The organism is Hylemonella gracilis, assembly GCF_004328645.1.
Taxonomy (GTDB): domain Bacteria; phylum Pseudomonadota; class Gammaproteobacteria; order Burkholderiales; family Burkholderiaceae_C; genus Hylemonella; species Hylemonella gracilis_B.
In genome coordinates this window covers 1,780,820-1,806,253 of the sequence record NZ_CP031395.1, presented here as the reverse complement: position 1 = coordinate 1,806,253, position 25,434 = coordinate 1,780,820, and the positions used below count along the sequence as shown (strand labels likewise).

The following is a 25,434-nucleotide window of genomic DNA, read 5'->3' as shown; positions in this document are numbered from 1 at the left end:
GGGGGAAGGCGCGCAGCGACTCAAGGGGTGCTTCATTTAACAGCGGCGATCTGGTCCAGCGTCTGCTGGCCGAACTTGGCCGCGTACTGCTGGTAGGCCGGCGTCAGCGCGGCCTGGAATGGGGCCTTGTTCACCTGGGTCACGACGTTGACGCCATGCGACTTGATTTCCGCCACGCCCTTGGCCTCGACGTCGTCGACGAAATCACGCGAGGCCTTGGCGCCGATCCTGGCGCCTTCGATGAAGGCGGTCTTCTGCGCCTCAGTGAGCCCACTGAAGAAAGCCGGCGAGACGATCAACGCGACAGGCGCGTAGACGTGGCCGGTCAGCGTGAGGTTCTTCTGCACTTGCCAGAGCTTGGCCGAGACAAAAACCGACAGTGGATTCTCCTGGCCGTCGATCACGCCCTGCTGCAGCGCGCCGATCACCTCGGGCCAGGCCATGGGCGTGGGTGCCGCCCCCAGGGTGCGGAAAGCCAGCAAGTGCACCGGGTTCTCCATGGTGCGGATCTTCAGGCCCTTGAGGTCGGCCGGCGTGTTGACCGGGTGCTTGTTATTGCTCAGGTGGCGAAAACCCTGCTCGCCCCAGGCCAGGGCAATCAGGCCGCGTTGCTTGAATTTGTCCAGCAGGCCCTGGCCGATCGGGCCGTCGAAGACCTTGCGCGCATGGACCGTGTCGCGGAACAGGAAGGGAATGTCCACCACGCCAACTTCGGGCACGAAGTTGCTGAGCGCGCCGGTGGAGACCAGGATGGCTTCGATGGTGCCGAGCTGCAGGCCCTCGATCAACTCACGCTCGCCGCCCAGCGCGCTGGAAGGAAACTGCTGGACCTTGAAGGCATTGTTCGTGGCTTTTTCCACATGGGCTGCCCAGGCCTGGGCGCCCGCGCCGTAGTGGGAGTTGAGCGCCAGGGCATAGGCCATCTTGACCGGCCTGGCAGTCTGGGCCTGGGCGAGGCTCACGGAAATAGCGGCCAGCAAGGCCAGGGCACCGGCTGCGGCGGTGAAGGTGCGGCGTGCGAACATCGGGAAGTCTCCTCGTTCAATGGTTCTTCGGCGTGCCGGACAGGCCACAGGCCGGACGCTCGCTTCTTGTCATTCGTGGACGCGAAAAAAACGGCCTTGCGCGTCACGCGAAGGCCGGATTGTAGGGGCCGCCCCCGGGCCGGGACTGCCCGCCGCGGAGGCCGTGCTCAGGCCAGCAGCCGCGAGGACTTGGGCACGTGGGCCATCAGGAACTCCATCTGGTCCGCCAGGATGCGGCGGTTGCGCAGGATGAAGTCTTCCCACAGGCTGGGCACGTAAGGGGTGTACAGCAGGGGCATGCCCGCTTGCTCGGGCGTGCGGCTGCTCTTGCGGTGATTGCAGGCGCGGCAGGCCGTGACCACGTTCATCCAGGTGTCGATGCCATTCTGGGCGAAGGGGACGATGTGCTCGCGCGTGAGTTCTTCTTCGTGGTGGTGTTCGCCGCAATAGGCGCAGACATTGCGGTCGCGGGCAAAGAGCTTGGCGTTGGTCAGGCTCGGCCGCAGGTCGAAGGGATTGATGTTGGGCACGCCCTTGGTGCCGATGATGCTGTTGACCGTGACCACGGACTGTAGCCCCGTGAGGGCGTTGTGCCCACCGTGAAAGACGGCCACCTCCCCGCCTGCTTCCCAGCGCACCTCGTCGGCGGCATAGTGCAGCACCGCTTCTTCCAGCGAAATCCAGGACTGGGGCAGTCCCTGGGCCGAGAGCTTCAATACCTTCAACACGTGCCTCCTGACGGTCAAACCAAGCCAGTAAACGGGAATGTCGGGCGATGCGACAATATACCCCCAATTCGTGAACGTGGCGCAACAGGGGCCCCTGATGGCCCGTCAACACACGCCGCGCCGCTATCAAAACCGTATCAAACCCCGCGGTCCACCGACCGACCCCGCCTTGAAAATCTTTCGCGGTTTCCCTTCCCCGGGCCCGGCCGACCGGCCCACGACCGAGGCATCGGGCCGGCCCGCCGGCACCGCCGTCACCATCGGCAACTTCGACGGCGTGCACCGGGGCCACCAGGCCATGCTGGCCCTGCTGCGCAGCGAGGCCGAGCAGCGCGGCGTTCGCAGCTGTGTGCTGACCTTCGAGCCGCATCCCCGCGACTATTTCGCCGCCCAGGCGCGCAAGCCCGAGCTGGCACCGGCACGCATCTCCACCCTGCGCGACAAGCTGGCCGACCTGCGACGTGCCGGGATCGACCAGGTCGTCGTGCTGCCTTTCGACGCCCGCCTGTCCGGCCTCGGCCCGCAAGCCTTCATCGACGAGGTGCTGCTGCGGGGTCTGAACACCCGCTATTTGCTGGTCGGCGACGACTTCCGCTTCGGTGCCCGGCGCGCGGGTGACTACGCCCTGCTCGACGCGGCCGGGCAGGCCCAGGGCTTCGATGTCGCGCGCATGAACAGCTACGAGGTGCATGTGCCCGGCCCGGCTCCCGGCGGAGCTGGCCAGCGCGTGTCCAGCTCCCTGGTACGCGCCGCCCTGGCCGAAGGGCGCATGGACGACGCGGCCAAGCTGCTGGGCCGCCCTTACCACATCAGCGGCCATGTGCTGCACGGCCGCAAGCTGGGGCGCGAACTGGGCCGCAACCTGGGGCCGGGCGCACCGGGCGGCGGCCAGGGATTTCGTACGCTCAACCTGCGCTTCGCGCACTGGAAGCCAGCCGCCAGCGGCATCTTCGCCGTCCAGGTGCACGGCTTGACCGGCAGTGGCGTGGGGGCTCCATTGCTCGGCGTGGCGAATCTGGGGGTGCGGCCCTCGCTGGATCCCGATGACGTGAACGGCGGCCGGGTGTTGCTGGAGACCCATGTCTTCGACTGGCCCGCCGAACTGGGCCTCGAAGGGGGCTACGGTAAAATCATCCGCGTGGAACTGCTGCACAAACTGCACGACGAACTGAAATACGACGGCCTGGACGCCCTGCAAGTGGGCATCGCGCGGGATTGCGAGAACGCGCGTGCCTGGTTCGCCACCCACACCCAGACGCGCCGCCAGACCACGCGCGACCGAATTTGAGGCCACGCCACGGGCCGCCGCCTCGTGCCTGCCCCGCGCAGGCGCTCTTCGACAAGCTCAGGGCGGGCGGTCTCCTGTTTCGCGCGAACCCTCACCCGTTCGGGCTGAGCCTGTCAAAGCCCACCCACAAGCAAGCCATGTCTGATCCCACCACCTCGAACGCGCCCGACTTCCGCAGCACCCTCAACCTGCCCGACACGCCCTTCCCGATGCGCGGCGACCTGCCCAAGCGCGAGCCGGGCTGGGTGCAGGAGTGGAACGCCCAAGACGCCGACACCGGCCTGTACAAGCGCTTGCGCGTGGCGCGCGCCGGCAAGCCCAAATTCATCCTGCATGACGGCCCGCCCTACGCGAACGGCCAACTGCACATGGGCCACGCGGTCAACAAGATCCTCAAGGACATGATCACCAAGGCGCGCCAGCTCGAGGGCTATGACGCGCTGTACACGCCAGGCTGGGACTGCCACGGCCTGCCGATCGAGAACGCGATCGAGAAAAAGTTTGGCCGCAACCTGAGCCGTGACGACATGCAGGCCAAGAGCCGTGCCTTCGCCACCGAGCAAATCGCGCAGCAGATGGCCGACTTCAAGCGCCTGGGCGTGCTGGGCGAATGGGACAAACCCTACAAGACCATGAACTTCGCCAACGAGGCCGGCGAAATCCGCGCCTTCAAGCGGGTGGTCGAGCGTGGTTTTGTCTACCGCGGACTCAAGCCCGTCTACTGGTGCTTCGACTGCGGCTCCTCGCTGGCCGAGTTCGAGATCGAATACGCCGACAAGCAGAGCCAGACCATCGACGTGGCCTTCAAGGCCCACGACCCCGCCAGGCTGGCGGCGGCTTTCGGCCTGCCTGCCTTGAACAAGGACGCCTACATCGTCATCTGGACCACGACCGCGTGGACCATCCCGGCCAACCAGGCGCTCAACCTCAACCCCGAATTGCCCTACGCCCTGGTGGACACCGAGCGTGGCCTGTACATCGTGGCCGAGTCCCTGGTCGAATCCTGCATGACACGCTGGGGCCTGAAGGGCACCGTGCTGGCCGTGGTGCCGGGCGAAAAACTCGCCGCGCTGGAATTCGAGCATCCCCTCCACGACGTGGACGCGGGCTACCGCCGCCTGTCGCCGGTCTACCTGGCCGAGTACGCCACCGCGACGGATGGCACGGGTATCGTGCACTCGGCGCCTGCTTATGGCCTGGACGACTTCAACTCCTGCGTGTCGCACGGCATGAAGTACGAGGACATCCTCAACCCGGTGCAAGGCAACGGTGTCTACACGGCCGACCTGGCACTGTTCGGCGGCCAGCACATCTGGAAGGCCGTTCCGGTGATCATCGAGGCGCTGAAGAACGCGGGCCGCCTGCTGCACACCACCACCATCACCCACAGCTACCCGCATTGCTGGCGACACAAGACGCCGGTGATCTACCGCGCCGCCGCGCAGTGGTTCATCCGCATGGACGAGGGCGAAGGCGTGTTCACCAAGGCGGGCGACAAGCCGGCCAAGACCCTGCGCCAGTTGGCGCTGGACGCCATCGAGCAGACCGGTTTCTACCCGGCCAACGGCAAGGCCCGCCTGCACGACATGATCGCCAACCGGCCGGACTGGTGCATCTCGCGCCAGCGCAGCTGGGGCGTGCCGATTCCCTTCTTCCTGCACAAGGCCACGGGCGAACTGCACCCGCGCACGATGGAAATCCTCGATCAGGCTGCGGCCATCGTCGAGCAGGGCGGCATCGAAGCCTGGAGCCGCGTGACGACGGAAGACATCCTGGGTGCCGCCGACGCGCCGAACTACGACAAGAGCAGCGACATCCTGGAAGTGTGGTTCGACTCGGGCTCAACCTTCTGGCATGTGCTGCGCGGCACGCACGCACCCGGTTTCCATGAAACCGGGCCGGAAGCCGACCTCTACCTCGAAGGCCACGACCAGCATCGCGGCTGGTTCCACAGCTCCCTGCTGCTGGCTTGCGCCATCTACGGCCGCGCGCCCTACAAAGGCCTGCTGACCCATGGCTTCACCGTCGACGCGCAGGGACGCAAGATGAGCAAGTCGCTAGGCAACGGCATCGACCCCATGGAGATGAGCAAGAAGCTCGGCGCGGAAATCATCCGCCTCTGGGTCGCGGCCTCCGACTACTCGGGCGACATCGCGGGCGACGACAAGATCCTGGCCCGCGTGGTGGACGGCTACCGCCGCATCCGCAACACCCTGCGCTTCCTGCTGGCCAACATCAGCGACTTCGACCCGGCCAAGGACGCGGTGCCCACCGATCAGTTGCTGGAAATCGACCGCTACGCGCTGGCGCGCGCGGCCGAACTGCAGGCCGAGATCCTCGCGCACTTCAAGGTGTACGAATTCCACCCGGTGGTGGCCAAGCTGCAGCTCTACTGCTCGGAAGACCTGGGCGGTTTCTACCTGGACGTGCTCAAGGACCGGCTCTACACCACCGCGCCCAAATCCCTGGCGCGCCGCAGCGCCCAGACGGCACTGCACCAGATCACCCACGCCATGCTGCGCTGGATGGCGCCTTTTCTGTCCTTCACGGCGGAAGAGGCCTGGAAGATCGTTGGCCAGCCAGAGACCGGCCACGACTCCATCTTCTTCGAGACCTTCAGCAACTTCCCCGCACCGGACGCGGCGCTGCTGGGCAAATGGCAGCGCATCCGCGAAATCCGCGACGCGGTGAACAAGGACATCGAGGCCCTGCGCGCCGACGGCAAGGTGGGCGCCTCGCTGCAGGCGGAGGTTGCGCTGACGGCCGACGCCGCGGACCACGCGTTGTTGGCCAGCCTGGGCGACGACCTTAAATTCGTCTTCATCAGCTCGGCGGTGACGCTGCGGCCTGGTGCCGATTTCGCCGTGCGCGTCGCGCCCAGTTCAGCCACCAAGTGCGAACGCTGCTGGCACTACCGCGACGACGTGGGCCATGACCCCGTGCACCCCACGCTCTGCGGCCGCTGCACCAGCAATCTGTACGGCGCGGGCGAACAACGCCAACACGCCTGAACCTGCAACCCCAAAAAAGAAAGTATTGACCTACCCATGTCGTCCCGTGGAAGCCAAGGCTTGCTGCAGTGGCTCGGCGTCGCCGCCCTGACCCTGCTGCTCGATCAGTTCACCAAGCTGCTGATCCTGATGAACTACAACTACGGTCAGGCCACGTACCTGACCGACTGGCTGAACATCGTGCGCGTGCACAACCGTGGCGCGGCCTTCTCCTTCCTCGCCAACGCCGACGGCTGGCAGCGCTGGTTCTTCATCGTGCTGGGCGTCGTCGCCGTGCTGTTCATGGTCTACCTGCTGCTCAGCCACGCGGGCCAGCGCCTGTTCTGCTTCGCCCTGGCCCTGCTGATGGGCGGTGCCGTGGGCAATGTGCTGGACCGACTGATCCACGGCTACGTGGTGGACATGATCGATTTTCACGTCGGGCGTTGGCATTTCCCAGCCTTCAACCTGGCGGACACGGCCCTGACGCTGGGCGTGGTCTTCCTGCTCATCGATGAACTACGCCGGGTGCGTCGCACCCGCTAGCACATACCTCCCGGACGCGCTGCAAAGGCGTATAGTTTCGGGTTCGCCGTCCTATGAAACATCTGCTGAATCTGCTCGCGGCCATCGCGCTGCTGGTCTGGGGAACCCACCTCGTGCGCACCAACGTGCTGCGCGTCTTCGGCAGCAACCTGCGGCAATTTCTGGCCGCCAGCATGGGCAACCGCTTCACGGCCATGCTTTCGGGCCTGGGCGTCACCGCGGTCGTCCAGTCCAGCACCGCCACCGCCCTCATCACCTCAGCCTTCGTTGGTCAGGGCTTGATCGCCTTGCCTGCGGCGCTGGCCGTCATGCTGGGCGCGGACATGGGCACCAGCGTGATGGCGGTGCTCTTCTCCTTCGATCTGTCCTGGCTGTCACCGCTGTTCATTTTCCTCGGCGTCACCCTCTTCATCGCGCGCCAGGGCAGCACCACGGGTGACGTCGGCCGCGTGCTGATCGGCCTGGGCCTGATGCTGCTGGCCCTGCAACTGGTGGGCGAAGCCACCACGACGCTCACGCGCAATCCAGCCGTGCAGCTCATTCTGGGCCAGCTCGCGAGCGACCGGCTGCTGGAAATCGTGATCGGCGCACTGCTCACCGTGCTGGCCTATTCCAGCCTGGCCGTCGTGCTGCTGGTGGCCACCCTGGCCCTGCAGGTGATCAGCGTGGACGTGGCGCTGGGCCTGGTGCTGGGCGCCAACCTGGGCAGTGGCCTGCTGGCGGTGCTGACCACCCTGCGCGCCAGCCCCAGCACACGCCAGGTACCACTGGGCAACCTGATCTTCAAGGTGCTGGGCGTGCTCGTGGCCATCCCGCTGGTTCCGTACTGGCTGGGCGGGGCGCACCTGTACGTGCAGGATCCGGCCTTGTTGACCGTGTTGTTCCATCTGAGCTTCAACATCGTCACGGCCCTGTCCTTCGTCGGGTTCACGCAGCCCGTCGCGCGCTGGGTCGAACGCCTGCTGCCGCGCAACAAGGCTTCCGCGCTGGAGCGGCCCCAGCATCTCGACCCGTCGGCGCTGGCGACCCCTTCGCTGGCAATTTCCTGCGCCGCGCGCGAGGCCATCCACCAGGCCGACGTGGTGGAAACCATGCTGCGCGGCGTGCTTGCCGTCATCAAGGACAACGACCTCAAGCTGGCCGAGGAACTGCGCAAGATGGACGACACGGTGGACAGCCTGTATTCGTCCATCAAGTACTACCTGACCAAGCTCTCTCGCCAGCAGTTGAACGAGGCCGACAGCCGACGCTGGACGGACATCATCAGCTTCACGATCAACATGGAGCAGATCGGCGACATCGTCGAGCGCATCCTGCTCGACATCGAAGACAAGAAGATCCGTTCCGGACGGACTTTCTCGGAAGCCGGCATGGCAGAAATCTGCGAGATGCACGGACGACTCATCGCCAACATGAACCTGGGCATGAGTGTCTTCCTCAACGGCAATATGCGCGACGCGCAGCGATTGCTCGAGGAGAAAATGCGCTTTCGCGATCTGGAGCGGGCCTACGCGACCACTCACCTGGAGCGCCTGAGTGACCAGACCGTGCAGAGCATGGAAACCAGTTCGCTGCACCTGGACCTGATCAGCGACCTCAAGCGCATCAACTCGCACATCTGTTCCATCGCCTATCCCATCTTGGATTCGGCCGGAGCGCTGGCGCCGAGCCGCTTGCGTTCGCCACGCAAGGCCGAACGCGACGATGGCGTCGACCCAGGCAACTCAGTGATCGGCAAATGACTTCAGCCTAGCGTGGCCGCGTGCGCGAGGCAAGCGGCCGACAGGGCGTGTCCTTGAGGCTGGCTCACTCAGGCTGGAAGCCGGATTCACGGATCGGCTGACGCCAGCGTTCGTAGTCCACTTTCATGATGTCGCCCAACTTGCGAGGTCCATACCCAGTGGGCTCCACACCCATGTCCGCCAGCTGCTGCTGCAGAGCCGGGGCCTTGATCGCATCGATGGCTGCCTGCGCCAGCCGTTGCACCACGGCCGGAGGGGTCCCTGCAGGCGCGAACAAGGCATACCAGGGTGTGGCCACCAGGTCGTACCCCTGTTCACGGAAAGTCGGCACCTCTGGAAACTGGGGGCTGCGTTTCTCACCCGCCACGGCCAGCAGCCTGGCCCGACCAGCTCGCACCAGCGCCTGAATGTCGGCGGTCACGGTCGACAGGGCGGCGATCTCGCCGCCTCCGATCGCCTGCATGGCCGCCGCCGTGCCGCGGTAGGGCACATGCTGCAGTTCCAGCCCGGCCGATTGCGCGAACATCACGCCAAAAAAATGCGGCAGGCTGCCGGCGGCGGCCGAGCCATAAAAGCCGTTCTTGCCGGGATCAGACTTCACCCAGGTCACGTACTCGGCCAGCGTGCGGGCGGGCACGGTGCTGGCCACGCCCAGCCCCAACTGGAAATTGCTCAAATGCGCCACCGGCGCGAAATCCCTGAAAGGGTCGTACTTCAGGCGCTCCCCATAGCTGTGCGGAAAGATGGACATGGTTGCCACAGGGGTCATCAGCAAGATGGTCCCGTCGGCGGGCGCGGCCTTGACGAACTGGTTGGCGATCTGCCCACCCGCGCCAGTCTTGTTCTCGATCACCACCACTTGCTTGAGCCGCGCCGACATGGCTTCACCCACTACCCGTGCCAGCGCGTCGGAGGTGGCGCCTGGCGGATAGCCCACGATGATTTTGATGGGCCCGGATTGCGCCCAGCAGAGAGGAAGGAAGAGGCTCGACACGATGAGCAGGGTGATTCTTCTTGTCAGCGTATTTCTTTTCAACATGGCATGTCTCCTCGACTGATGGGGTTGCGAGGCCGCAAGCGTAGGATGCACGCCTTGAATTGATCAAATCCATCATGATGAGGGGAAACCCACCCGTGAATGCGCTGCGCGAACCCCATCGGCTCGACGAACTGCTGAACTTCCGTCTGCATCGCCTGCACATGCTGAGTGGCGCGCCCGTCGTGCGCCTGCTCGAAGGCCGCCATGGCATCACCCGTCGGGAATGGCGGCTGCTGGCCCTGCTGGCCGACCGTGGCCCGCTCTCGCCATCGGAACTGGCGGATCAGGGTCAACTGGACCGAACGCGGACTTCGCGCTCCATCGGCCTGCTGGTGAGCAAGGCCTTGGCACTGCGGCAGACCTCGCCCGCCGATCCCCGCCGCGCCTGCATCAGCCTCACGGCCTCGGGTCAGAGTTTGTATGAGGACGTATTCCCGCAGGTTGCCGACATCAACCGACAGCTGGTCTCGGTGCTGGACGAGGCCACCCTGAACGCGCTGGACCGCGCCTTGCAAGGCCTGACCGATCAGGCACGGCAACTGAACCTGACCGTCGCCGCCGACGTCAAGACCCAACGCAGGCAAGGCGGCTCCAAGCGCCTGCTGGCGCGTTCCCGGCAAGATGCCTTGCCCGCGGGAGAAGCTAGCATTTTTTGAGCCCGGTACTCAAGTTCTGTGTCAGACCGCCGAAAGAGATGATGCGGCCCATGCTTGCGTCCGCCTTTCCTCAAAGGCGGCGCCGTGCCATGGTCGAAAACTTCGGATGGCATACCCAGCTTAGAGAATAGCAACGGCATTTCCGTGGCCTTGACGATCAACACCAACATGCTGTCGCTGACGGCCCGGAGGAATCTGGCCGGCAGCGACGCGTTGTTCACGACCACGATTCAGCGCCTGTCCAGCGGACTGCGCGTCAACAGCGCACGCGATGACGCGGCGGGGCTCGCCATCTCGGAGCGCTTTACCAGTCAGATTCGCGGCCAGCAGCAGGCCATGCGCAATGCCAATGACGCGGTATCGCTGCTCCAGACGGCGGAAGGCGCCATTTCCAATGTGTCGGGCGGTCTGCAGCGCATACGCGAGCTGTCGATCCAGTCCGCCAACGCCACCAATTCGGCCTCGGACCGGCGTGCCCTGCAACTGGAGGTCAGCCAGTTGCTGGCCGAAATCGACCGGGTGGGCGTCAGCACCGAGTTCAACACGCTCAAGGTGTTCGACCAGTTCCGCAACAAGATGGTCGGAGGAGGCACCACGGGGGACCTGGACAAGGACGCCGTGATCGAAGGCTTGCAAAGCGGCTGGCTGGAAAACACCGAAAAGATGATCCAGGCCGCTTATGGCATCGCGGGCAGCGGCAATACCTTCACCATCGACCTGAGCGTCTTCACCGACGGCGCGGGCGGCACCGCGGCGCGGGTCACGTCGCTCGTCGGTCCCAGCGGCCCGGGCACCAACATCACGCTGGAAATCGACATGGCGGACTTCGTGCCGCCCAACCTGCCCAACGGGGGCACGGCACCGTTCTACAGCGACCGCATCATCGCCCATGAAATGGTGCACGCCATCATGGCCACGGGGCAAAGTTGGGGCGAATTGGCCAACGATGGCGGCGCCACCTGGTTCCTGGAAGGCGCGGCCGAATTCATCCATGGCGCGGATGAACGGGTCCAGGCCGATGGCGTGGCCGCGACGCTGGCCGACAACATCTCGGCCTGGGGCGGCACGAGCGTGGACTATTCATCTGCCTACACCGCCGTGCGCTACCTGCACGCCATGACGGGCGGCAACGGCGTCAAGGACATGCTGCAATACCTGCAGGGCACTCCGGGCCAGACACTGGATGACGCGTTCGCCGCCGTCACGTCCTATGCGAGCACGGCCGCTTTCGTCGCGGACTTCAACGCCAACAAGGCGGCCTTCATCTCGACGTTCAATTTCGGTAATGCCGACACGGGCGCGATCGGGGGCGCGGACGTGGATGGTGGCCCCTCCATGAACGCCGAAGACATCGTGAACGATTCGGGCAGCACCATCGGCACCAATGTGCTGTCGGGCTTCAACGAAGTCTGGAAGGAATGGGAGGAAAGCAGCGGGGGCGGCACCGGCAACATCCTGCGCTTTCACATCGGGGCCAACGCAAATCAGACCATCGACACTGCCATCGGTGGCATGAACCTGGGCGCGCTCAATCTCACGGACGTGGACATCAGCGACGTCAACGGCGCCAACAAGTCCATCCTGCGCATGGACCAGGCGCTGGAATACGCCAGCCGCCTGCGAGCCAACCTCGGCGCCCAGATGTCGCGTCTGGAACAGACCATCAACAACCTGCAGATCTCCGCCGAAAGTCTGACGGCCAGCCGCTCGCGCATCGTCGACGCGGACTTCGCGCAGGAAACCGCCGCGTTGTCACGGGCGCAAGTGCTGCAACAGGCCGGCACCGCCATGGTGGCCCAGGCCAATCAGATTCCACAGGGTGTGCTGGCGCTGCTAAGGTAGCGGGACGGGCACGCTCAGGCGCTCAGCGGACCAGGTCCGGCGCGAGGATCAACGCCGCCTCCAGCGTGTAACGCCCCGCCGCCACGTCCGTGCGCAGGCGATCGGGCGACACGAGCTCGAAGCGCTCCACCTCGCCATCCTGGTTCACCGGCAAGACCTCCGTCGGCACCGTGCAGCGGTACCAGTCGATGCGCTCCACGGTGTAGCCCACGCCCCCAAGCGTCTCGCTGGGCTTGCGAATCTCCAGCACACCGGCATGCACCAGGTCCTGCAGCGCCTCCAGGCGCAAGCCAGCTTCCTCCCAGGTCTCACGGGCCAGCGCCTGCTCCAGCGTGTCGGCCGCGCTGACCATGCCGCCCATGAGGGTGTCCCAGAGGCCGGGGTCATTGGCCTTGTTCAAGGACCGCAGTTGCACCCAGACACCATTCGCCCCTGGTGTCTGAGGCGACACGCCATGGAGATGCACCGCTCGCGTGGCAATGCCCAGCGCCCGCACGGCAGCGCGTTCGATGCGACCCAAGGGTTCGCCCAGCGGCAAGCCACCCGACTCCGCGTGCACCGGCAGCAGTTCGTCACGCCAGACGCCCAACAGTCCACGCTCGCGCAGCGTCTGCGCCAGAGTCGCCAAGGTCGCGTCGGGACGGCTGAAGGCGTGGATGCACCAGCCCGCGTCGAAGGACGCCAGGGCCAGGGCCTGCGCGACCTCAGCCTCAACGGAGCCGATGCGCACCGGAGTCGCCGCGCCTATGCGCAGCCACAAGGGATCGCGCGGCCGCAACGGCGCGCGTTCGTAGCGCAGCAACGATGGGGTTGGCGTGCCCGTCACAGTGTCAGGATGGTGCTGCCCGTGGTCTTGCGGGCTTCCAGGTCGCGGTGCGCCTGCTGCACGTCTTCCAGCTTGTAACGCTGGTCGATGTTGATCTTCACCTTGCCACTGGCCACAACCGCGAACAGCTCGTCCGCCATGGCCTGGGTGCTTTCGCGCGTGGCGATGTGCGTGAACAACGTCTGGCGCGTCACATAGATCGAGCCCTTGGGACCCAGCATGCCCGGGGCGAACGGCGCGGGTGCACCGGAGGAATTGCCGAAACTCGCCATCAGACCGAAGGGGCGCAGGCAGTCCAGGGATTTGTCCCAGGTGTCCTTGCCCACGCTGTCGTAGACCACCTTCACGCCCTGGCCGCCGGTGATTTCCTTCACACGGGCGAGAAAGTCCTCGGTGTTGTAGTTGATCACGTGCGCCGCGCCATTGGCCTTGGCCAAGGCGCACTTGGCGTCGGAGCCTGCCGTGCCAATCAACTGCAGGCCCAGTTCGCGCGCCCACTGAGAGGCGATCTGGCCCACGCCGCCCGCGGCCGCGTGGAACAGCACGAAGTCGCCGCGCTGCAGACCCTCGACCGGCAGCGTCTTCCTGAGCAAGTACTGCGCGGTCAGGCCCTTGAGCATCATGGCCGCACCGGTCTCGAAGGAAATGCTGTCGGGCAGCTTGCAGACACACTTGGCAGGCATCACGCGCACGTCGCAGTAGGCCCCCGGCGGATTGCTGGCGTAAGCCGCGCGATCACCCGCCTTCAGGTGCGTCACGCCCGCGCCCACCGCCTCCACCACGCCCGCGCCCTCCATGCCCAGTTGCAGGGGCATGGGGAAGGGGTACAGACCGGTGCGCTGGTAGACGTCGATGAAGTTCAGGCCCACCGCATGATGGCGGATGCGGATCTCGCCCGGGCCGGGTTCGCCCACGGTAACTTCGACGACCTTCATCTCCTCGGGGCCGCCGTTCTTGTCGATGTGAACGGCGCGGGAACGACTCTGACTCATGGAATGCATCTCCTCGGTATTCAAGCCGAGGCATTCTAAGGTGCCGCCCACTGTTTCGCGGGCGACACTCGCCCCATCCCCGCAAGGGTCCGCGGACGCAGGGCGCGCCCACACTTGCTACAGTGCGGTTCATGTCCGACACAGCACTCTCACGCCCCCACCGCCTCACCCTGTCCACCCTCGCGCTGCTCACCCTGCCGCAGATCCTCTGGGCTGGCAATGCCATCGTCGGCCGCCTGGTCGTGGACTTGGTGCCGCCCCTGATGTTCAACTTCCTGCGCTGGTCACTGGCCAGCCTCGTCCTGTTGCCCATGGCGGCCTGGGTGCTGCGGCCCGGCAGTGGCCTGTGGACGCATCGCTGGCGCTTTGCCTGGCTCAGCCTCTTCAGCGTCGGTGCCTACAACGCCCTCCAGTACATGGCGCTGCAGACCTCCTCGCCCATCAACATGACCCTGGTGGGCAGCAGCATGCCCATCTGGATGCAACTGGTGGGTCGCATCTTCTTCAAGGAACCGGTGTCGCGCCGCCAGATGGGGGGATCGCTGCTGTCCATCGCCGGCGTGGTGCTCGTGCTCAGCCGCGGCAGCCTGGACACGCTGCGCAACTTCCACCTGCTGCCGGGGGATTTCTACATCCTCATGGCCACCATCTGCTGGGCCGTCTACAGCTGGATGCTGGTGCGGCCCCAGGGCGAGCCGCAGGCCATACGGGGCAACTGGGCGGCCTTCCTGTTCGCGCAGACCCTGTACGGCTCGGCCTGGGCAGGCATGTTCGCGGCGGGCGAAATCGCGCTCTCCGACCATGCCATCGTCTGGGGTTGGCCCCTGGGCCTGGCCTTGCTCTACGTGGTGATCGGCCCGGCCATCCTGGCCTACCGCTCTTGGGGCGCGGCCGTGCAGCGCGCTGGCCCCACCATCGCTAGCTTCTTCATCTGCTTCATCCCCTTCTTCACCGCTCTACTCTCGGCCCTGCTGCTGGGCGAAATGCCGCAGCTGTACCACGGCGCGGCCTTCCTGCTGCTGGTCGGCGGGGTCATGGTCGCCTCGAAGCGATGACCAGCGCCAACCCGCTTCGAGCACCACCAGTTTGAACCGCGTGCTCCCGTAGAACTGGCTTCGCCAGGCCACTGGGAGCGCCCCCTTGAGGGGTATGCCGACCCACACGAAGTGGGGGAGCAATGGGAGTGCTTTTAATAGGTGCCCGGGTAGGCACCACCGTCGGCAAGCACGTTCTGCCCGTTGATGTACCCCGCGTGCATGCTGCACAGGAAAGCACAGATGGCGCCAAATTCCGCCGGCGTGCCGAAGCGCTGCGCGGGAATGGTCTGGCGACGCGCGTCCGCGATGTCCTCGACGGGCTTGCCCGTCTTCTGCGAGGCCCCCACCATGGTGACACGGAGACGATCGGTGTCGAAGGCACCGGGCAACAGGTTGTTGAGCGTCACGCCCTTGCTCGCGATCTGCGGGTTGCGCGCCAGTCCGGCGACAAAACCCGTCAGGCCGCTGCGCGCGCCATTGGACAGTCCCAGGATGTCGATCGGTGCCTTCACCGCGCTGGAGGTGATGTTGACGATGCGCCCGTAGCCACGCGCGGCCATGCCATCAATGGTGGCCTTGATCAGCTCGATGGGCGTGAGCATGTTCGCGTCCACGGCCTTGATCCAGGCTTCGCGATCCCAAGTGCGGAAGTCGCCGGGCGGCGGACCGCCCGCGTTGGTGACCACGATGTCGTAGTCCTTGCGTTCGGCGAAGATGGCCGCGCGCCCCTCGGGCGTGGTGATGTCCACCGGCACGGCGACGACGTCAACCCCGGGACATTCGGCTTTCAGTCGCGTGGCGGCGTCCAGCAGTGCATCCTTGCCGCGCGCGACGATCACCACATTCACGCCCTCCTTCGCCAGCGCCTGCGCGCAGCCGTAGCCCAGGCCCTTGCTCGCGCCACCGACCAGCGCCCATTTGCCCTTGATACCCAAATCCATGGTGTGCCTCTTTGAAAAATTGAAAGAATGATAAATAAGGCCTGAACGCCTATGCCCGGCCCAGGGCACTCGCGGAACTGGCGATGCCGGGCGCGTAGCTGGGGGGTAGTGGCTCTTATTTCCTGCTGAAGAGAAAGATGCCTGTCAATACCAGCGCCGTGCCCGCCAGCACCCACAGAGTCAGGGACTCGTCGAGCAGCAGCGCGCCCATCAGGATGGTGGACAGCGGCCCGACCATGCCAGCCTGAGCCGCCGCGGCCGGGCCGATGCGCTTGATGCCCATCATCACCAGCAGCACAGGCACAGCCGTGCAGGCCGTGGCGTTGAGCAGCGAAAGCCAGAGCACCGGCGGCGCCACCTGCATGGCCGAGACCGGCCGCAGCAGCAGGAACTGCGCGATGCAGAACACGCACGCCGCCGAGGTCGCCCATCCAACCAGGCGCAGGGTGCCCAGGCGCTGCACCATCTGGCCGCTGTAGACCAGGTAGACCGCGTAGCTGATCGCGCTGCCGAAGACCAACAGCACGCCCAGCAGCACATGGCTGCCCTGCAGGCTGACTTCGTGGCCAAAGACCAGGAGCACGCCCGCGTAGCTGATGGCCATGGCCAGCATCTGCCGCACCGACACTTCCTTGCGGTAGAGCAGCCAGCCCAGCAGCATGACCAGGGTGGGGTTGAGGTAGAGGATCAGCCGCTCCAGCGAGGCGGTGATGTAGGCCAGGCCGGCGAAGTCGAGAAAGCTCGCGAGGTAGTAGCCCGTGAGCCCCAGGCCCAGGATGCCCAACCAGTCCCTGCGGGTCAGCGGGGCCTGGCCCCGCCCGCTCCACCAGGCCATGCCCAGGAAAATGGGCAAGGCAAACAGCATGCGGTACATCAGCAGCGTGACCGCGTCCACGCCGTGCCGATAGGCCAGCTTGACGATGATCGCCTTGCCGCTGAAGGCCACCGCGCCCACGGTGGCATAGATCAGACCGGTGGCCCGGTCTCCTTTGTGAGAGAGAGCCGCCTGCATCAGCACACTTTCATCATGCGCTGACTCAGTAACCCGCGGCCAGGCCGTCGCGCCGCGCGTCGCTGGCGGCCATGTAGCCCTCGACTCCGGGATCGCCCATGCGCCAGATGAACTGGCCGGCACCGAAATCCTGGTAGTTGTCGTTGATGACTTCCATGCGGTGACCCAGGGCACCCAGGCCAGTCACGGTATCGGCGGGCATCTGCTGCTCGACGTTGATTTCCAACCCCGCGTTGTAGCGCCAGCGCGGCGCGTCGCAAGCGGTCTGCGGGTTCTGGCCGTAGTCCAGCATGCGCACCAAGGTCTGCACATGGCCTTGCGGCTGCATATTGGCCCCCATCACGCCGTAGCTCATCACGGGCTGGCCGTCCTTGGCCAGGAAGGCCGGGATGATGGTGTGGAAAGGCCGTTGGCCCGGTGCGACCAGGTTGGCCGGGTTCGCCGCCTTCGGGTCCAGCGTGAAGCCGTGGCCCCGGTTCTGCAGGCTGATGCCAAAGGTCGGCTCCACGCAGCCCGAGCCGAAGCCCATGAAATTGCTCTGGATGAAGCTGACCATCATGCCGCTCTCGTCTGCCGTGGTCAGGTAGATGGTGCCGCCCTTGACCGGGTTACCGGCCCCGAAATCCTGAGCCTTCTTCATGTCGATCAGCCTGGCGCGCTGGGCCAGATAGGCCGGGTCCAGCAGTTGCGCCGCCGTGACCTCCATCTTGCCCGGCTCGGCCACGTAGCGGTAGACATCGGCGAAGGCCAGCTTCATGGCCTCGATCTGCAGGTGCTGCGAGGCGGTGCTGTCCACCGGCAGGCTCTTGAGGTCGAAATGCGAGAGGATGCCCAGGGCGATCAGGGCCGTGATGCCCTGGCCATTGGGCGGGATCTCATGCAAGGTGTGACCGCGGTAATCCTGGGAGATCGGTTTCACCCATTCCGGCTTGTAGTTCGCGAAGTCACTCACCGCGTGGCTGCCACCGTTCTGCGCCGAGAACTTCGCGATCGCCTCGGCAATTGCACCGCCATAGAAGGCCGCGCCTTTCGTTTCGGCGATGGCACGCAGGCCACGCGCCGCGGCCGTGAACTTGAACAGCTCGCCCACCTCGGGCGCGCGGCCCCAGGGCAAAAAATTGGCGGCGAAGCCGGGCAGGCCTTGCAGCTCGGGCGTGGCGGCAGCCCATTTCTGCTGCACCACCACGGGCATGAGGTAACCGCGCTCGGCAATGTCGATGGCGGGCGCCATCAGATCGGCGAAAGGCAGCTTGCCGAAGCGCTCGCTCAGGGCCACCCAGCCAGCCACCGCGCCGGGCACGGTCACGCTGTCCATGCCGCGCTTGGGCGGGTTCTGGGCATCGGCGCCGTACTTGCGGCGGAAATAGTCCGGCGTCCAGGTCTGCGGTGCACGCCCCGAGGCGTTGAGACCGTGCAGCTGCTGGCCGTCCCAGAGGATGGCGAAGGCGTCGCTGCCCAGGCCGTTGCTGACCGGTTCCACGATGGTCATCGCCGCCGCTGCAGCGATGGCCGCGTCCACCGCGTTGCCGCCCTGCTGCAGGATGCGCAGGCCAGCCTGGGCCGCCAGCGGGTGCGAGGTAGACACGATGTTGCGCGCGAACACGGGCAGGCGCGTGCTGGGATAGGGATTGCTGTAGCTGAAAGACATGACAAAGGCCTGCGAAAAGTTCGGAGGAAGAAAAAACGGCGCCGCGGCGCCGTTTTTTACCTGTGGGGCGGCTTGCACCCAAGCTTATCAGTCCTCGACGAAAGCCTCTTCCCGTTTGGACTTGACCGATGGCAAGAGCACGATGGTGAGCAGCAGAAGTGCCGCCGCCAGCAGGCCCGCCGAAATGGGTCGCGTGACAAGCACCGCCCAGTCCCCGCGCGACAGCAGCAACGCGCGCCGCAGATTTTCCTCCATCATCGGCCCCAGGATGTAGCCCAGCAGCAAAGGCGCGGGTTCCACACCCATCTTGATGAAGCCGTAACCAATGACGCCGAACAAGGCGACCAGCCAGATGTCAAAGGTGTTGTTGTTTGTGGAATACACGCCGATCGCGCAGAACAGCACGATGGACGGGAACAACCACTTGTAGGGCACGGCCAGCAGCTTGATCCACATGCCGATCAGGGGCAGGTTCAGGATGATCAGCATCAGGTTGCCGAGCCACATGGAGGCGATCAAGCCCCAGAACAGCTCGGGATTGCTGGTCATCACCTGCGGGCCGGGCTGGATGTTGTGGATGGTCATGGCCCCCACCATCAAGGCCATCACCGGATTGGGCGGAATGCCCAGCGTCAGCAGCGGAATGAAGGAAGTCTGCGCACCCGCATTGTTGGCGGACTCGGGGGCCGCCACGCCGCGGATGTTGCCCTGCCCGAACGGCACCTCACCCGGCTTGAGCTTGGTTTTCTTTTCCAGCGTGTAGGCCGCGAAGGAAGCCAGCAACGCACCGCCGCCCGGCAGGATGCCCAGGCAGGCGCCCAGCGTGGTACCACGCAGCACCGCTGGTGCCATCAGCTTGAGGTCTTGGAGCGTCGGATAGATGTTTTTCACCTTGCCGGTGAAGACCTCGCGCTTTTCCTCGGAGTGCGAAAGGTTCTGGATGATTTCGCCGTAGCCGAACACCCCCATGGCGATCACGATGAAGTTGATGCCATCGGTCAGCTCGGGAATGTCGAAGCTGTAGCGCGCCACGCCGGAGTTCACGTCCGTACCCACCAGGCCCAGCAACAGGCCCAGCACGATCATGGAGATCGCCTTGAGCAACGAGCCCGAAGCCAGCACGACCGCGCCGATCAGGCCCAGCACCATCAGCGAGAAATACTCCGCCGGGCCGAACTTGAAGGCCACTTCGGTCAGGGGCAGGGCAAAGGCCGCCAGCACCAAGGTGCCCACGCAGCCCGCGAAGAAGGAACCCAGGCCGGCAGCCGCCAGCGCCGGACCCGCTCGGCCCTTGCGTGCCATCTGGTAGCCGTCGATGACGGTCACGACCGAGGACGATTCACCTGGCAGGTTGACCAGAATGGCCGTGGTCGAACCTCCGTACTGTGCGCCGTAATAGATGCCCGCCAGCATGATGAGCGCGGCCACCGGCGGCAACGCGTAGGTGGCCGGCAGCAACATGGCAATGGTGGCCACGGGGCCCACGCCCGGCAGCACGCCGATGAGGGTGCCCAGAACGCAACCGATCAAGGCATAAACGAGGTTCTGAAAGGTGAAGGCGACGCCAAAACCCATCGACAGGTGTTCAAACAATTCCATGGTACGGACCCTTTAACCGGTGATGAATGCGGGCCAGACCTGGAACTGCAGATTCAGCAGCTTCACGAACGCCACGTAACTGGCAATGGCCAGGATCGTGGACAAAATCAGCGCACCCTTGAGTGAAAACTGCTCGCCTGCCATGCTGGCGACGACAGTCAGCGCGAAGATAGCGACGATCAAACCAAAAGACGGCAGGCCGATGCTCGGCAGCCCGCCCAGCATCACACCGAACAACACGTTGGAGCTGATGATGTAGGTCAGCGGTTTCCAGGCCACCGAGCCCAACTTGTCGCCCGCGCCATCCTGGGATTTGCGCAATCCCTTGAGCATGACAAACACGCCCAGAATCGTCAGCAGGATGCCCAGCAAGAGCGGGAAGTACCCCGGCCCCATGCGAGCACCTGTTCCGACGGTGTATTCAGTCGCGCCTATGGCAAAGGCGCCGCCCACGATGACGAACATCAGGCCCGAGAAGAAATCCTTCTCGCTCTTGATCACTTTCACGCACATTTCTCCTGAACCGGCCGGGGATAACCCCCAGCCCAAAAAGGGGGACATTCTGCACCTGATCGTCCACGGGACTTGTTCTGGATTCCCCCTATTTAGTCCCTCTTCTTTCGTCAAGCCTGTTCATCTTGCGAACAAGATGACGCCGCGCGACGTCATCTTTACGCATCCTGCGGCCTACTACGGGATGCCGCACCCCCTCCTTTACGCTTCTTTACCTTGGGCACCCACTCGACGCGGTGCGCCTTGCAGTGTGTGTCGTCAATCCACAAAGTGAGCCAGTCCACCCCACCCACTCAGCCCTTGGGGGCCGCCGCCTCGAATACAGGCTCCAGACCTTTCAACCATTTCCGCGCGGGCAGGCCCCAGCGCGACTCGATCTCCTCGGCGCGCGCGCCCAGAGCCAGTCGGGCTGCACGGTCGCGCAGCATGACCCCTGGATGGGCATCACCCGGCCCACCGTTGAAGGCCATCACCACGGTGTTGCCCTCGCGCGTGGCCTTGAAACGCCACAGCGCCTGCGCGCCAAAGGCTTCGGCCATGCGCGCCACGCTGTGCTGAAAACTCGCGCGCCGACCGAACAGATTGACCGTCATGCAGCCCGCCTCCGTCAGCAGACGGCGGCAGGCAGCATAAAACGCCACGCTGTCGAGCACTGGCGCGGCAGCCTCATGGTCATAAAGATCGACCTGCAAGGCGTCCACCATGCCCCACCACTTGGGATTGCCGATTTCCTGCTCGGCGTCCGCCAGCACGATCTCCAGCAGGGGGCCGGCCTCGGGCAGATGGAACCAGCCCCGACACGCATGCAGCACGCCGGGATTCAGCTCGATCACCGTGGTGGGCATGCGCAGCATCTTGACGCAGAACTTCGTCAGCGACCCAGCGCCCAGGCCCAGCTGCATGGCGCGTCGCTGGGGCACGCAGTCGGGCTCCACGAACAACAACCAGGCCATCATGCGCTGCACGTACTCGTGCACGAGCCGCACCGGGTCGCGCTGGTCCATGGAGCCTTGGATCCAGATGCTGTCGAGGTGCAGGTGGCGGATGCGCCCTTCGTCGGAAAACTGGACTTCGGGCAGACGGGGAATGGCGGCTTGTTTCAAGGTGCGGGGATTATCTCCGCGGCCCACGCCTGGTCAGAGCAACCCGGCCTGCAGGGCCGCGTCATGCCAGGTCGCCCGCTTGCGCTCCAGGCTCCAGCTCGCATTGGCCGGGCTGGTGGACGGCAGGCGCAGCACGGGCAGACCAAAAGCGGACGTGTGCTTCGCGTGCTTGTAGCTTTCACTCCCGTTGTGCGCGATCAGCCGCAGTTCGGGACAGGCGGTGCGCAGCGCCACGAAGTCGTTCACCACCGCGTTGCGGATGGCACTGTCCAGGCTGCCCTCGCGCTCACAACTCGCGTACACATCCCAGATGCCCAGGCCGCGCGCCAGCACCCAGGCGCAACGCGCCTCGTAAGCGCTGGCCTCGGGCAAGGGAAAGGCCGGCCACAGCGCCTGCAGGATCTTCCAGAAATGGTTCTGCGGGTGTGCGTAATACTGCTGCGCGCGCAGGGACGCAACGCTGGGGAAACTGCCCAGCACCAGCAGGCGCGTGTGCGGCCCCGCAACGGGAGCCAGTCCATTCAGTCGCGGCATGCCACGGCTGCGCTGGCCGGCGCACCCAACAGGGGCCCCAGGCGCGGCAAGGCGGCGAGGGCGTTGGCCCGGGTGGCGCGCGCCAGTTGCGCGAGGTCCAGGCCACGCAGCTCGGCCAAGGTCTGCGCGATGCGCGGCAGCTCTCCCGGTTCGTTGCGCCCCTGAGCCAAGCCTTGCTCACGTTGCGCCGCCGTGGTGTAGAGCCAGTGCGGCGGAATGTCGGGGGCGTCGGTCTCCAGCACCAGGGCCTCCAGCGGCAGGACCCGCGCCAGTTCACGCAGCTTGGTCGCGCGCTCATAGGTCAGCGCGCCGCCGAAACCGAGCTTGAACCCGAGCGCGGTGAAGGCCTGGGCTTGCTGCAGACTGCCGCTGAAGGCGTGGGCGATGCCCAGCCAGGCTTGGCCGGGACCGGCCAGATCGCGCAAGCCCTGGAGCAGCAGGTCAGCCGAGCGCCGCACATGCAGGATGACCGGCAGACCGTGTTTTTTCGCGAGCTTCAACTGCGCGCGGTAGAAGAACAGTTGCCGCGTGCGCAGCGGCTCCTCGCACAGGGCGGGAACGAACAGATCCAACCCGATCTCGCCCACCGCCACCAACCGAGGATCGTCCCGGTGCCGGGTCAGGGCCTGGTCCAGGCGCGCCAGATCCTCGTCCTCGGCCGCCGCCACGTACAAGGGGTGGATACCCAGGGCGTAGGCATCCCCGAACTCATGCGCCAAGGCGCGCGCGCGTTCGAAATCTTGCGCCTGCACGGCAGGCAATACGCAGCACGCCACGCCCCGGTCGCGCGCACGGGCGCGCACGGCGGCCAGGTCCGGCAGGAACTCAGGCGCGTCGAGGTGGACATGCGTGTCAATGAAGGTGTCGCGGCGCTCCGTCATGGTCCGGATGATGCCGCAAGCCAAATACTTGCCAAAAGCAATCATTTGGATCACACTGTCGCCATGAACACCGCCCCCCTGTTGGCCATGCCAACCACGGCCGCCCGCGCCGCGACGCTGCGCGCCTTCAACCGCTTCTACACGCGCCGCATCGGCGTGTTGCAGGACCGCCTGCTGGAATCGTCCTTTTCCCTGCCCGAATCGCGGGTGCTCTGGGAACTCGCGCACACGCCCAGCCTCACGGCGAGCGCGCTGGCCGACACCCTGCAACTGGATGCCGGTTACCTAAGCCGCCTGCTCGCCGGCCTGCGCGAGCGCAAGCTGGTGAAGGCCGAGCGCGCGGCCCATGATGGCCGGCAGACCCTGCTGTCCCTCACGCCCGCGGGTCAGCGTGCGCTGGCACCGCTTGAACAGCGCGCTCAGGCGCAGATGAGCGCCCTGCTCGCCCCTCTGGCCGAAGGCGAGCAGCAGGAGTTGCTGTACGCGGCGCAGCGCATCGAGACCCTGCTCGACCGCAGCCAGGCGAGCAGCATCCAGCTGCGCGGACTGCGTCCCGGCGACGTCGGCTGGATGATCTCGCGCCACGCGGCGCTGTACGCGCAGGAGTACGGTTGGGATGGACGCTTCGAAGCCATGGTCGCGCGCATCGGCGCAGACTACATCGACCACCTCGACCCCCGGCGCGAATGCGCCTGGATTGCCGAGCGCGTGGGTGCGTCGACGGCATCGGGCGCGTCTGGTCAGGGACCGGGCCATCCACTGGGCTGCGTCTTTCTGGTGCAGGCCCAGGATGAAACCCGGGGGCAGCCCGAACCCGGTGTGGCTCAGTTGCGCCTGCTGATCGTCGAACCCGCGGCGCGCGGCCTGGGCATCGGCAAACAGTTGGTGGACGAGTGCACGCGCTTCGCCCGCGCGGCCGGTTACGAACGCATCCGGCTGTGGACCAACAGCATCCTCACCGCCGCGCGCGCGCTCTACGCCCAGGCGGGTTACCAGCTCATCGCCAGCGAGCCGCACGAGAGCTTCGGCCAGCAACTGGTCGGCGAAACCTGGGAGTTGCGGCTGTGAACGGCGCGAGGCCCACACCCTGCCCCTGCGGCAGCGGCGCGACCTACGTCGAATGCTGTGGTCGCTGGCACGGCGACGCCAATCCCGGCGCTGGCTCCCCACCCCCGGCGCCGAGCGCCGAAGCCCTGATGCGTTCGCGCTACAGCGCCTTCGTGCTGGGTCGCGTGGACTACCTGCTGGCGAGCTGGCATCCCGACACCCGGCCGACCGGGCTGCAGCTTGAACCTGGAACCCGCTGGCTGGGCCTGGACGTGCGCGCGGCGCGCGAGGCAGGCGAGCACGCGACGGTGGAATTCGTGGCGCGCAGCAAGCGGGACGGGCGCGCCACCCGCCTGCATGAAGTCAGCCACTTCGTCCGCATGGACGGTTGCTGGTTCTACCGAGACGGCGATCTGAAAACCTGAACTGCGCGACGCGTGCGGGTGGCCCTGGCCGTGCCCACGCCACCGAGAGCCTCGCCATTGGGTTAAGCCCTGCCACGCTGACACGACAGCACTTTCCCCTACCCCCTGCCCGGCCCGGGGGCTGCAAAAACCACGCGTCCGTGCTACTGTCTCCCCATCCCCTTCGCAGGAGCCGATCATGCGTGTACCGCCAGGTCTGCCATCGAGTACGCCGCCCAGCCTGCTAGCCGGGTGGATGCAAGACCTTCGACCGCATTTCTGGCGTGGGCTGGCACTGATGGCCTTGCTCGGCCTGCTGATGCAGGCCCTGTGGCCCACGCAAGCCGAGCGCAAGCTCACGCAACAGGACATCGACGCCGCCGTGCTCAAGACGCTGGAGACGGCGGTTCTGCCCTCGCCGGCCGCGCGCGCGGCGACGGCCATCGCGCCTTCGGTCGTGCGCGTGCAGAGCTACACCACCGATGGCAAGGGCAAAGAGGAGCCACACGGCGTCGGCACGGGTGTGGTGATCGTCAACAGCGGCGTCATCCTGACCAATCTGCACGTGGTCGCCGGTGCCCAGCGCATCGAGGTGACTTTCTTCGACGGCAGCGCATCGCCGGCCTACATCGGCAACACGCAGACGGAAAACGACCTGGCCGTGCTGCAAGCCCGTCAGGTGCCGGACGATCTGGAACCCGCCACCCTGCGTTCGACCGCGGGCCTGCGCCCCGGTGATGGCGTGGTCGCCGTGGGGTTCCCTTTTGGCATCGGCCCCTCGGTGACGCACGGCGTCATCTCGGGATTGGGTCGCAGCTTCCGCTCGCCGGAGGGCAAGCAGGTCATCGGCAACCTGATCCAGTTCGACGCGGCAGCCAACCCCGGCAACTCGGGCGGGCCGTTGGTGACACTGGACGGGCAGGTGGTTGGCATCGTGACCGCCATCCTGAACCCAGGAGATCAACGCACCTTCATCGGCATCGGCTTCGCGGTCCCCATCGAGAACGCGGCCTCGGCCGTGGGCATGCATCCGTTCTGAGC

At 65.8% G+C, this 25,434-nt stretch carries 23 protein-coding genes; 10 read left to right on the top strand and 13 right to left on the bottom strand.

Features of this window, described 5'->3' with window-relative positions; genetic code table 11:
* Window positions 1-32 precede the first annotated feature (32 nt).
* Together DW355_RS08545 and DW355_RS08540 are read right to left on the bottom strand one after the other, a co-directional pair.
* Entirely contained in the window at window positions 33-1,025 is a 993-nt protein-coding gene (locus DW355_RS08545) for a TRAP transporter substrate-binding protein (RefSeq protein ID WP_131279268.1), read from the bottom strand.
* Window positions 1,026-1,192: 167 nt separating this feature from the next.
* On the bottom strand, window positions 1,193-1,750 hold the full coding sequence (locus DW355_RS08540; RefSeq protein ID WP_131279266.1) for an HNH endonuclease: 558 nt from the start codon (window positions 1,748-1,750) through the stop codon (window positions 1,193-1,195).
* Window positions 1,751-1,922: 172 nt separating this feature from the next.
* Between DW355_RS08540 and DW355_RS08535 the strand changes: the two genes are divergently transcribed.
* The 4 genes from DW355_RS08535 to DW355_RS08520 all read left to right on the top strand — a co-directional run bounded on the left by DW355_RS08535 (window position 1,923) and on the right by DW355_RS08520 (window position 8,319).
* Window positions 1,923-3,041, top strand: a complete 1,119-nt coding sequence (locus tag DW355_RS08535; protein WP_131279264.1) for a bifunctional riboflavin kinase/FAD synthetase — start codon at window positions 1,923-1,925, stop codon at window positions 3,039-3,041.
* A gap of 137 nt (window positions 3,042-3,178) precedes the next feature.
* On the top strand, window positions 3,179-6,052 hold the full coding sequence (gene ileS, locus DW355_RS08530) for an isoleucine--tRNA ligase (protein WP_131279262.1): 2,874 nt from the start codon (window positions 3,179-3,181) through the stop codon (window positions 6,050-6,052).
* Window positions 6,053-6,088: 36 nt separating this feature from the next.
* Window positions 6,089-6,577: a signal peptidase II gene (lspA, locus tag DW355_RS08525; protein ID WP_131279260.1), complete on the top strand. Its 489-nt coding sequence runs from the start codon at window positions 6,089-6,091 to the stop codon at window positions 6,575-6,577.
* Window positions 6,578-6,630: 53 nt separating this feature from the next.
* Window positions 6,631-8,319, top strand: coding sequence for a Na/Pi cotransporter family protein (locus tag DW355_RS08520; protein ID WP_131279258.1), 1,689 nt, complete (start codon window positions 6,631-6,633; stop codon window positions 8,317-8,319).
* A gap of 64 nt (window positions 8,320-8,383) precedes the next feature.
* Here the strand turns inward: DW355_RS08520 and DW355_RS08515 are convergent, their stop codons facing one another.
* On the bottom strand, window positions 8,384-9,358 hold the full coding sequence (locus DW355_RS08515; protein ID WP_131279256.1) for a Bug family tripartite tricarboxylate transporter substrate binding protein: 975 nt from the start codon (window positions 9,356-9,358) through the stop codon (window positions 8,384-8,386).
* A 95-nt stretch (window positions 9,359-9,453) separates the two neighbouring features.
* On the opposite strand from DW355_RS08515, the gene DW355_RS08510 reads away from it, so the two are divergent.
* Entirely contained in the window at window positions 9,454-10,014 is a 561-nt protein-coding gene (locus DW355_RS08510) for a MarR family winged helix-turn-helix transcriptional regulator (RefSeq protein ID WP_165493153.1), read from the top strand.
* Window positions 10,015-10,158: 144 nt separating this feature from the next.
* Window positions 10,159-11,856 (top strand): flagellinolysin, encoded by a 1,698-nt coding sequence (locus tag DW355_RS08505; protein WP_131279252.1) that lies wholly within the window; start codon window positions 10,159-10,161, stop codon window positions 11,854-11,856.
* A gap of 22 nt (window positions 11,857-11,878) precedes the next feature.
* Here DW355_RS08505 and DW355_RS08500 read toward each other — a convergent pair whose 3' ends face one another.
* Window positions 11,879-12,682 (bottom strand): NUDIX hydrolase, encoded by an 804-nt coding sequence (locus tag DW355_RS08500; protein ID WP_131279250.1) that lies wholly within the window; start codon window positions 12,680-12,682, stop codon window positions 11,879-11,881.
* Window positions 12,679-13,674 carry a quinone oxidoreductase family protein gene (locus tag DW355_RS08495; RefSeq protein ID WP_131279248.1) on the bottom strand — a complete coding sequence of 332 codons (996 nt, stop codon included), beginning with the start codon at window positions 13,672-13,674 and terminating at the stop codon, window positions 12,679-12,681. The genes DW355_RS08500 and DW355_RS08495 overlap by 4 nt, the downstream gene beginning before the upstream one ends.
* Window positions 13,675-13,805: 131 nt before the next feature.
* Between DW355_RS08495 and DW355_RS08490 the strand changes: the two genes are divergently transcribed.
* Complete coding sequence (locus DW355_RS08490; RefSeq protein ID WP_131279246.1) at window positions 13,806-14,729, top strand: DMT family transporter; 924 nt, start codon at window positions 13,806-13,808, stop codon at window positions 14,727-14,729.
* 134 nt (window positions 14,730-14,863) lie between these two features.
* Here DW355_RS08490 and DW355_RS08485 read toward each other — a convergent pair whose 3' ends face one another.
* The 8 genes from DW355_RS08485 to DW355_RS08450 form a co-directional block, all read right to left on the bottom strand.
* A complete protein-coding gene (locus tag DW355_RS08485; RefSeq protein WP_131279244.1) occupies window positions 14,864-15,652 on the bottom strand; it encodes an SDR family oxidoreductase in 789 nt (262 codons plus the stop codon).
* A gap of 115 nt (window positions 15,653-15,767) precedes the next feature.
* Window positions 15,768-16,664 (bottom strand): DMT family transporter, encoded by an 897-nt coding sequence (locus DW355_RS08480; protein WP_131279242.1) that lies wholly within the window; start codon window positions 16,662-16,664, stop codon window positions 15,768-15,770.
* Between the two features lie 25 nt (window positions 16,665-16,689).
* Complete coding sequence (locus DW355_RS08475; protein ID WP_131279240.1) at window positions 16,690-18,312, bottom strand: gamma-glutamyltransferase family protein; 1,623 nt, start codon at window positions 18,310-18,312, stop codon at window positions 16,690-16,692.
* A gap of 87 nt (window positions 18,313-18,399) precedes the next feature.
* The gene (locus DW355_RS08470) at window positions 18,400-19,911 is read right to left on the bottom strand and encodes a tripartite tricarboxylate transporter permease (RefSeq protein ID WP_131279238.1); all 1,512 of its coding nucleotides are present in this window, start codon (window positions 19,909-19,911) and stop codon (window positions 18,400-18,402) included.
* A 12-nt stretch (window positions 19,912-19,923) separates the two neighbouring features.
* Window positions 19,924-20,424: a tripartite tricarboxylate transporter TctB family protein gene (locus DW355_RS08465; RefSeq protein ID WP_131279236.1), complete on the bottom strand. Its 501-nt coding sequence runs from the start codon at window positions 20,422-20,424 to the stop codon at window positions 19,924-19,926.
* 293 nt (window positions 20,425-20,717) lie between these two features.
* Entirely contained in the window at window positions 20,718-21,527 is an 810-nt protein-coding gene (locus DW355_RS08460) for a spermidine synthase (RefSeq protein ID WP_131279234.1), read from the bottom strand.
* Window positions 21,528-21,560: 33 nt separating this feature from the next.
* A complete protein-coding gene (locus DW355_RS08455; protein ID WP_131279232.1) occupies window positions 21,561-22,061 on the bottom strand; it encodes a DNA-deoxyinosine glycosylase in 501 nt (166 codons plus the stop codon).
* Complete coding sequence (locus tag DW355_RS08450; RefSeq protein ID WP_131279230.1) at window positions 22,049-22,942, bottom strand: TatD family hydrolase; 894 nt, start codon at window positions 22,940-22,942, stop codon at window positions 22,049-22,051. Before DW355_RS08450 ends, DW355_RS08455 begins: the two co-directional genes overlap by 13 nt.
* Before the next feature lie 63 nt (window positions 22,943-23,005).
* On the opposite strand from DW355_RS08450, the gene DW355_RS08445 reads away from it, so the two are divergent.
* The 3 genes from DW355_RS08445 (at window position 23,006) to DW355_RS08435 (ending at window position 25,432) form a co-directional block, all read left to right on the top strand.
* Entirely contained in the window at window positions 23,006-24,010 is a 1,005-nt protein-coding gene (locus tag DW355_RS08445; RefSeq protein WP_131279228.1) for a bifunctional helix-turn-helix transcriptional regulator/GNAT family N-acetyltransferase, read from the top strand.
* Window positions 24,007-24,414, top strand: coding sequence for a YchJ family protein (locus tag DW355_RS08440; protein WP_131279226.1), 408 nt, complete (start codon window positions 24,007-24,009; stop codon window positions 24,412-24,414). Before DW355_RS08445 ends, DW355_RS08440 begins: the two co-directional genes overlap by 4 nt.
* A gap of 178 nt (window positions 24,415-24,592) precedes the next feature.
* Complete coding sequence (locus DW355_RS08435; RefSeq protein WP_431733223.1) at window positions 24,593-25,432, top strand: S1C family serine protease; 840 nt, start codon at window positions 24,593-24,595, stop codon at window positions 25,430-25,432.
* The last annotated feature ends 2 nt before the right edge of the window (window positions 25,433-25,434 follow it).

Coding starts and splice junctions, on each gene's coding strand:
- DW355_RS08545 (WP_131279268.1), bottom strand. CDS start 1,025: ATGTTCGCACGCCGCACCTTCACCGCCGCAGCCGGTGCCCTGGCCTTG.
- ileS (WP_131279262.1), top strand. CDS start 3,179: ATGTCTGATCCCACCACCTCGAACGCGCCCGACTTCCGCAGCACCCTC.
- lspA (WP_131279260.1), top strand. CDS start 6,089: ATGTCGTCCCGTGGAAGCCAAGGCTTGCTGCAGTGGCTCGGCGTCGCC.
- DW355_RS08520 (WP_131279258.1), top strand. CDS start 6,631: ATGAAACATCTGCTGAATCTGCTCGCGGCCATCGCGCTGCTGGTCTGG.
- DW355_RS08515 (WP_131279256.1), bottom strand. CDS start 9,358: ATGTTGAAAAGAAATACGCTGACAAGAAGAATCACCCTGCTCATCGTG.
- DW355_RS08495 (WP_131279248.1), bottom strand. CDS start 13,674: ATGAGTCAGAGTCGTTCCCGCGCCGTTCACATCGACAAGAACGGCGGC.
- DW355_RS08490 (WP_131279246.1), top strand. CDS start 13,806: ATGTCCGACACAGCACTCTCACGCCCCCACCGCCTCACCCTGTCCACC.
- DW355_RS08485 (WP_131279244.1), bottom strand. CDS start 15,652: ATGGATTTGGGTATCAAGGGCAAATGGGCGCTGGTCGGTGGCGCGAGC.
- DW355_RS08480 (WP_131279242.1), bottom strand. CDS start 16,664: ATGCAGGCGGCTCTCTCTCACAAAGGAGACCGGGCCACCGGTCTGATC.
- DW355_RS08475 (WP_131279240.1), bottom strand. CDS start 18,312: ATGTCTTTCAGCTACAGCAATCCCTATCCCAGCACGCGCCTGCCCGTG.
- DW355_RS08470 (WP_131279238.1), bottom strand. CDS start 19,911: ATGGAATTGTTTGAACACCTGTCGATGGGTTTTGGCGTCGCCTTCACC.
- DW355_RS08465 (WP_131279236.1), bottom strand. CDS start 20,424: ATGTGCGTGAAAGTGATCAAGAGCGAGAAGGATTTCTTCTCGGGCCTG.
- DW355_RS08455 (WP_131279232.1), bottom strand. CDS start 22,061: ATGCCGCGACTGAATGGACTGGCTCCCGTTGCGGGGCCGCACACGCGC.
- DW355_RS08450 (WP_131279230.1), bottom strand. CDS start 22,942: ATGACGGAGCGCCGCGACACCTTCATTGACACGCATGTCCACCTCGAC.
- DW355_RS08445 (WP_131279228.1), top strand. CDS start 23,006: ATGAACACCGCCCCCCTGTTGGCCATGCCAACCACGGCCGCCCGCGCC.
- DW355_RS08435 (WP_431733223.1), top strand. CDS start 24,593: ATGCGTGTACCGCCAGGTCTGCCATCGAGTACGCCGCCCAGCCTGCTA.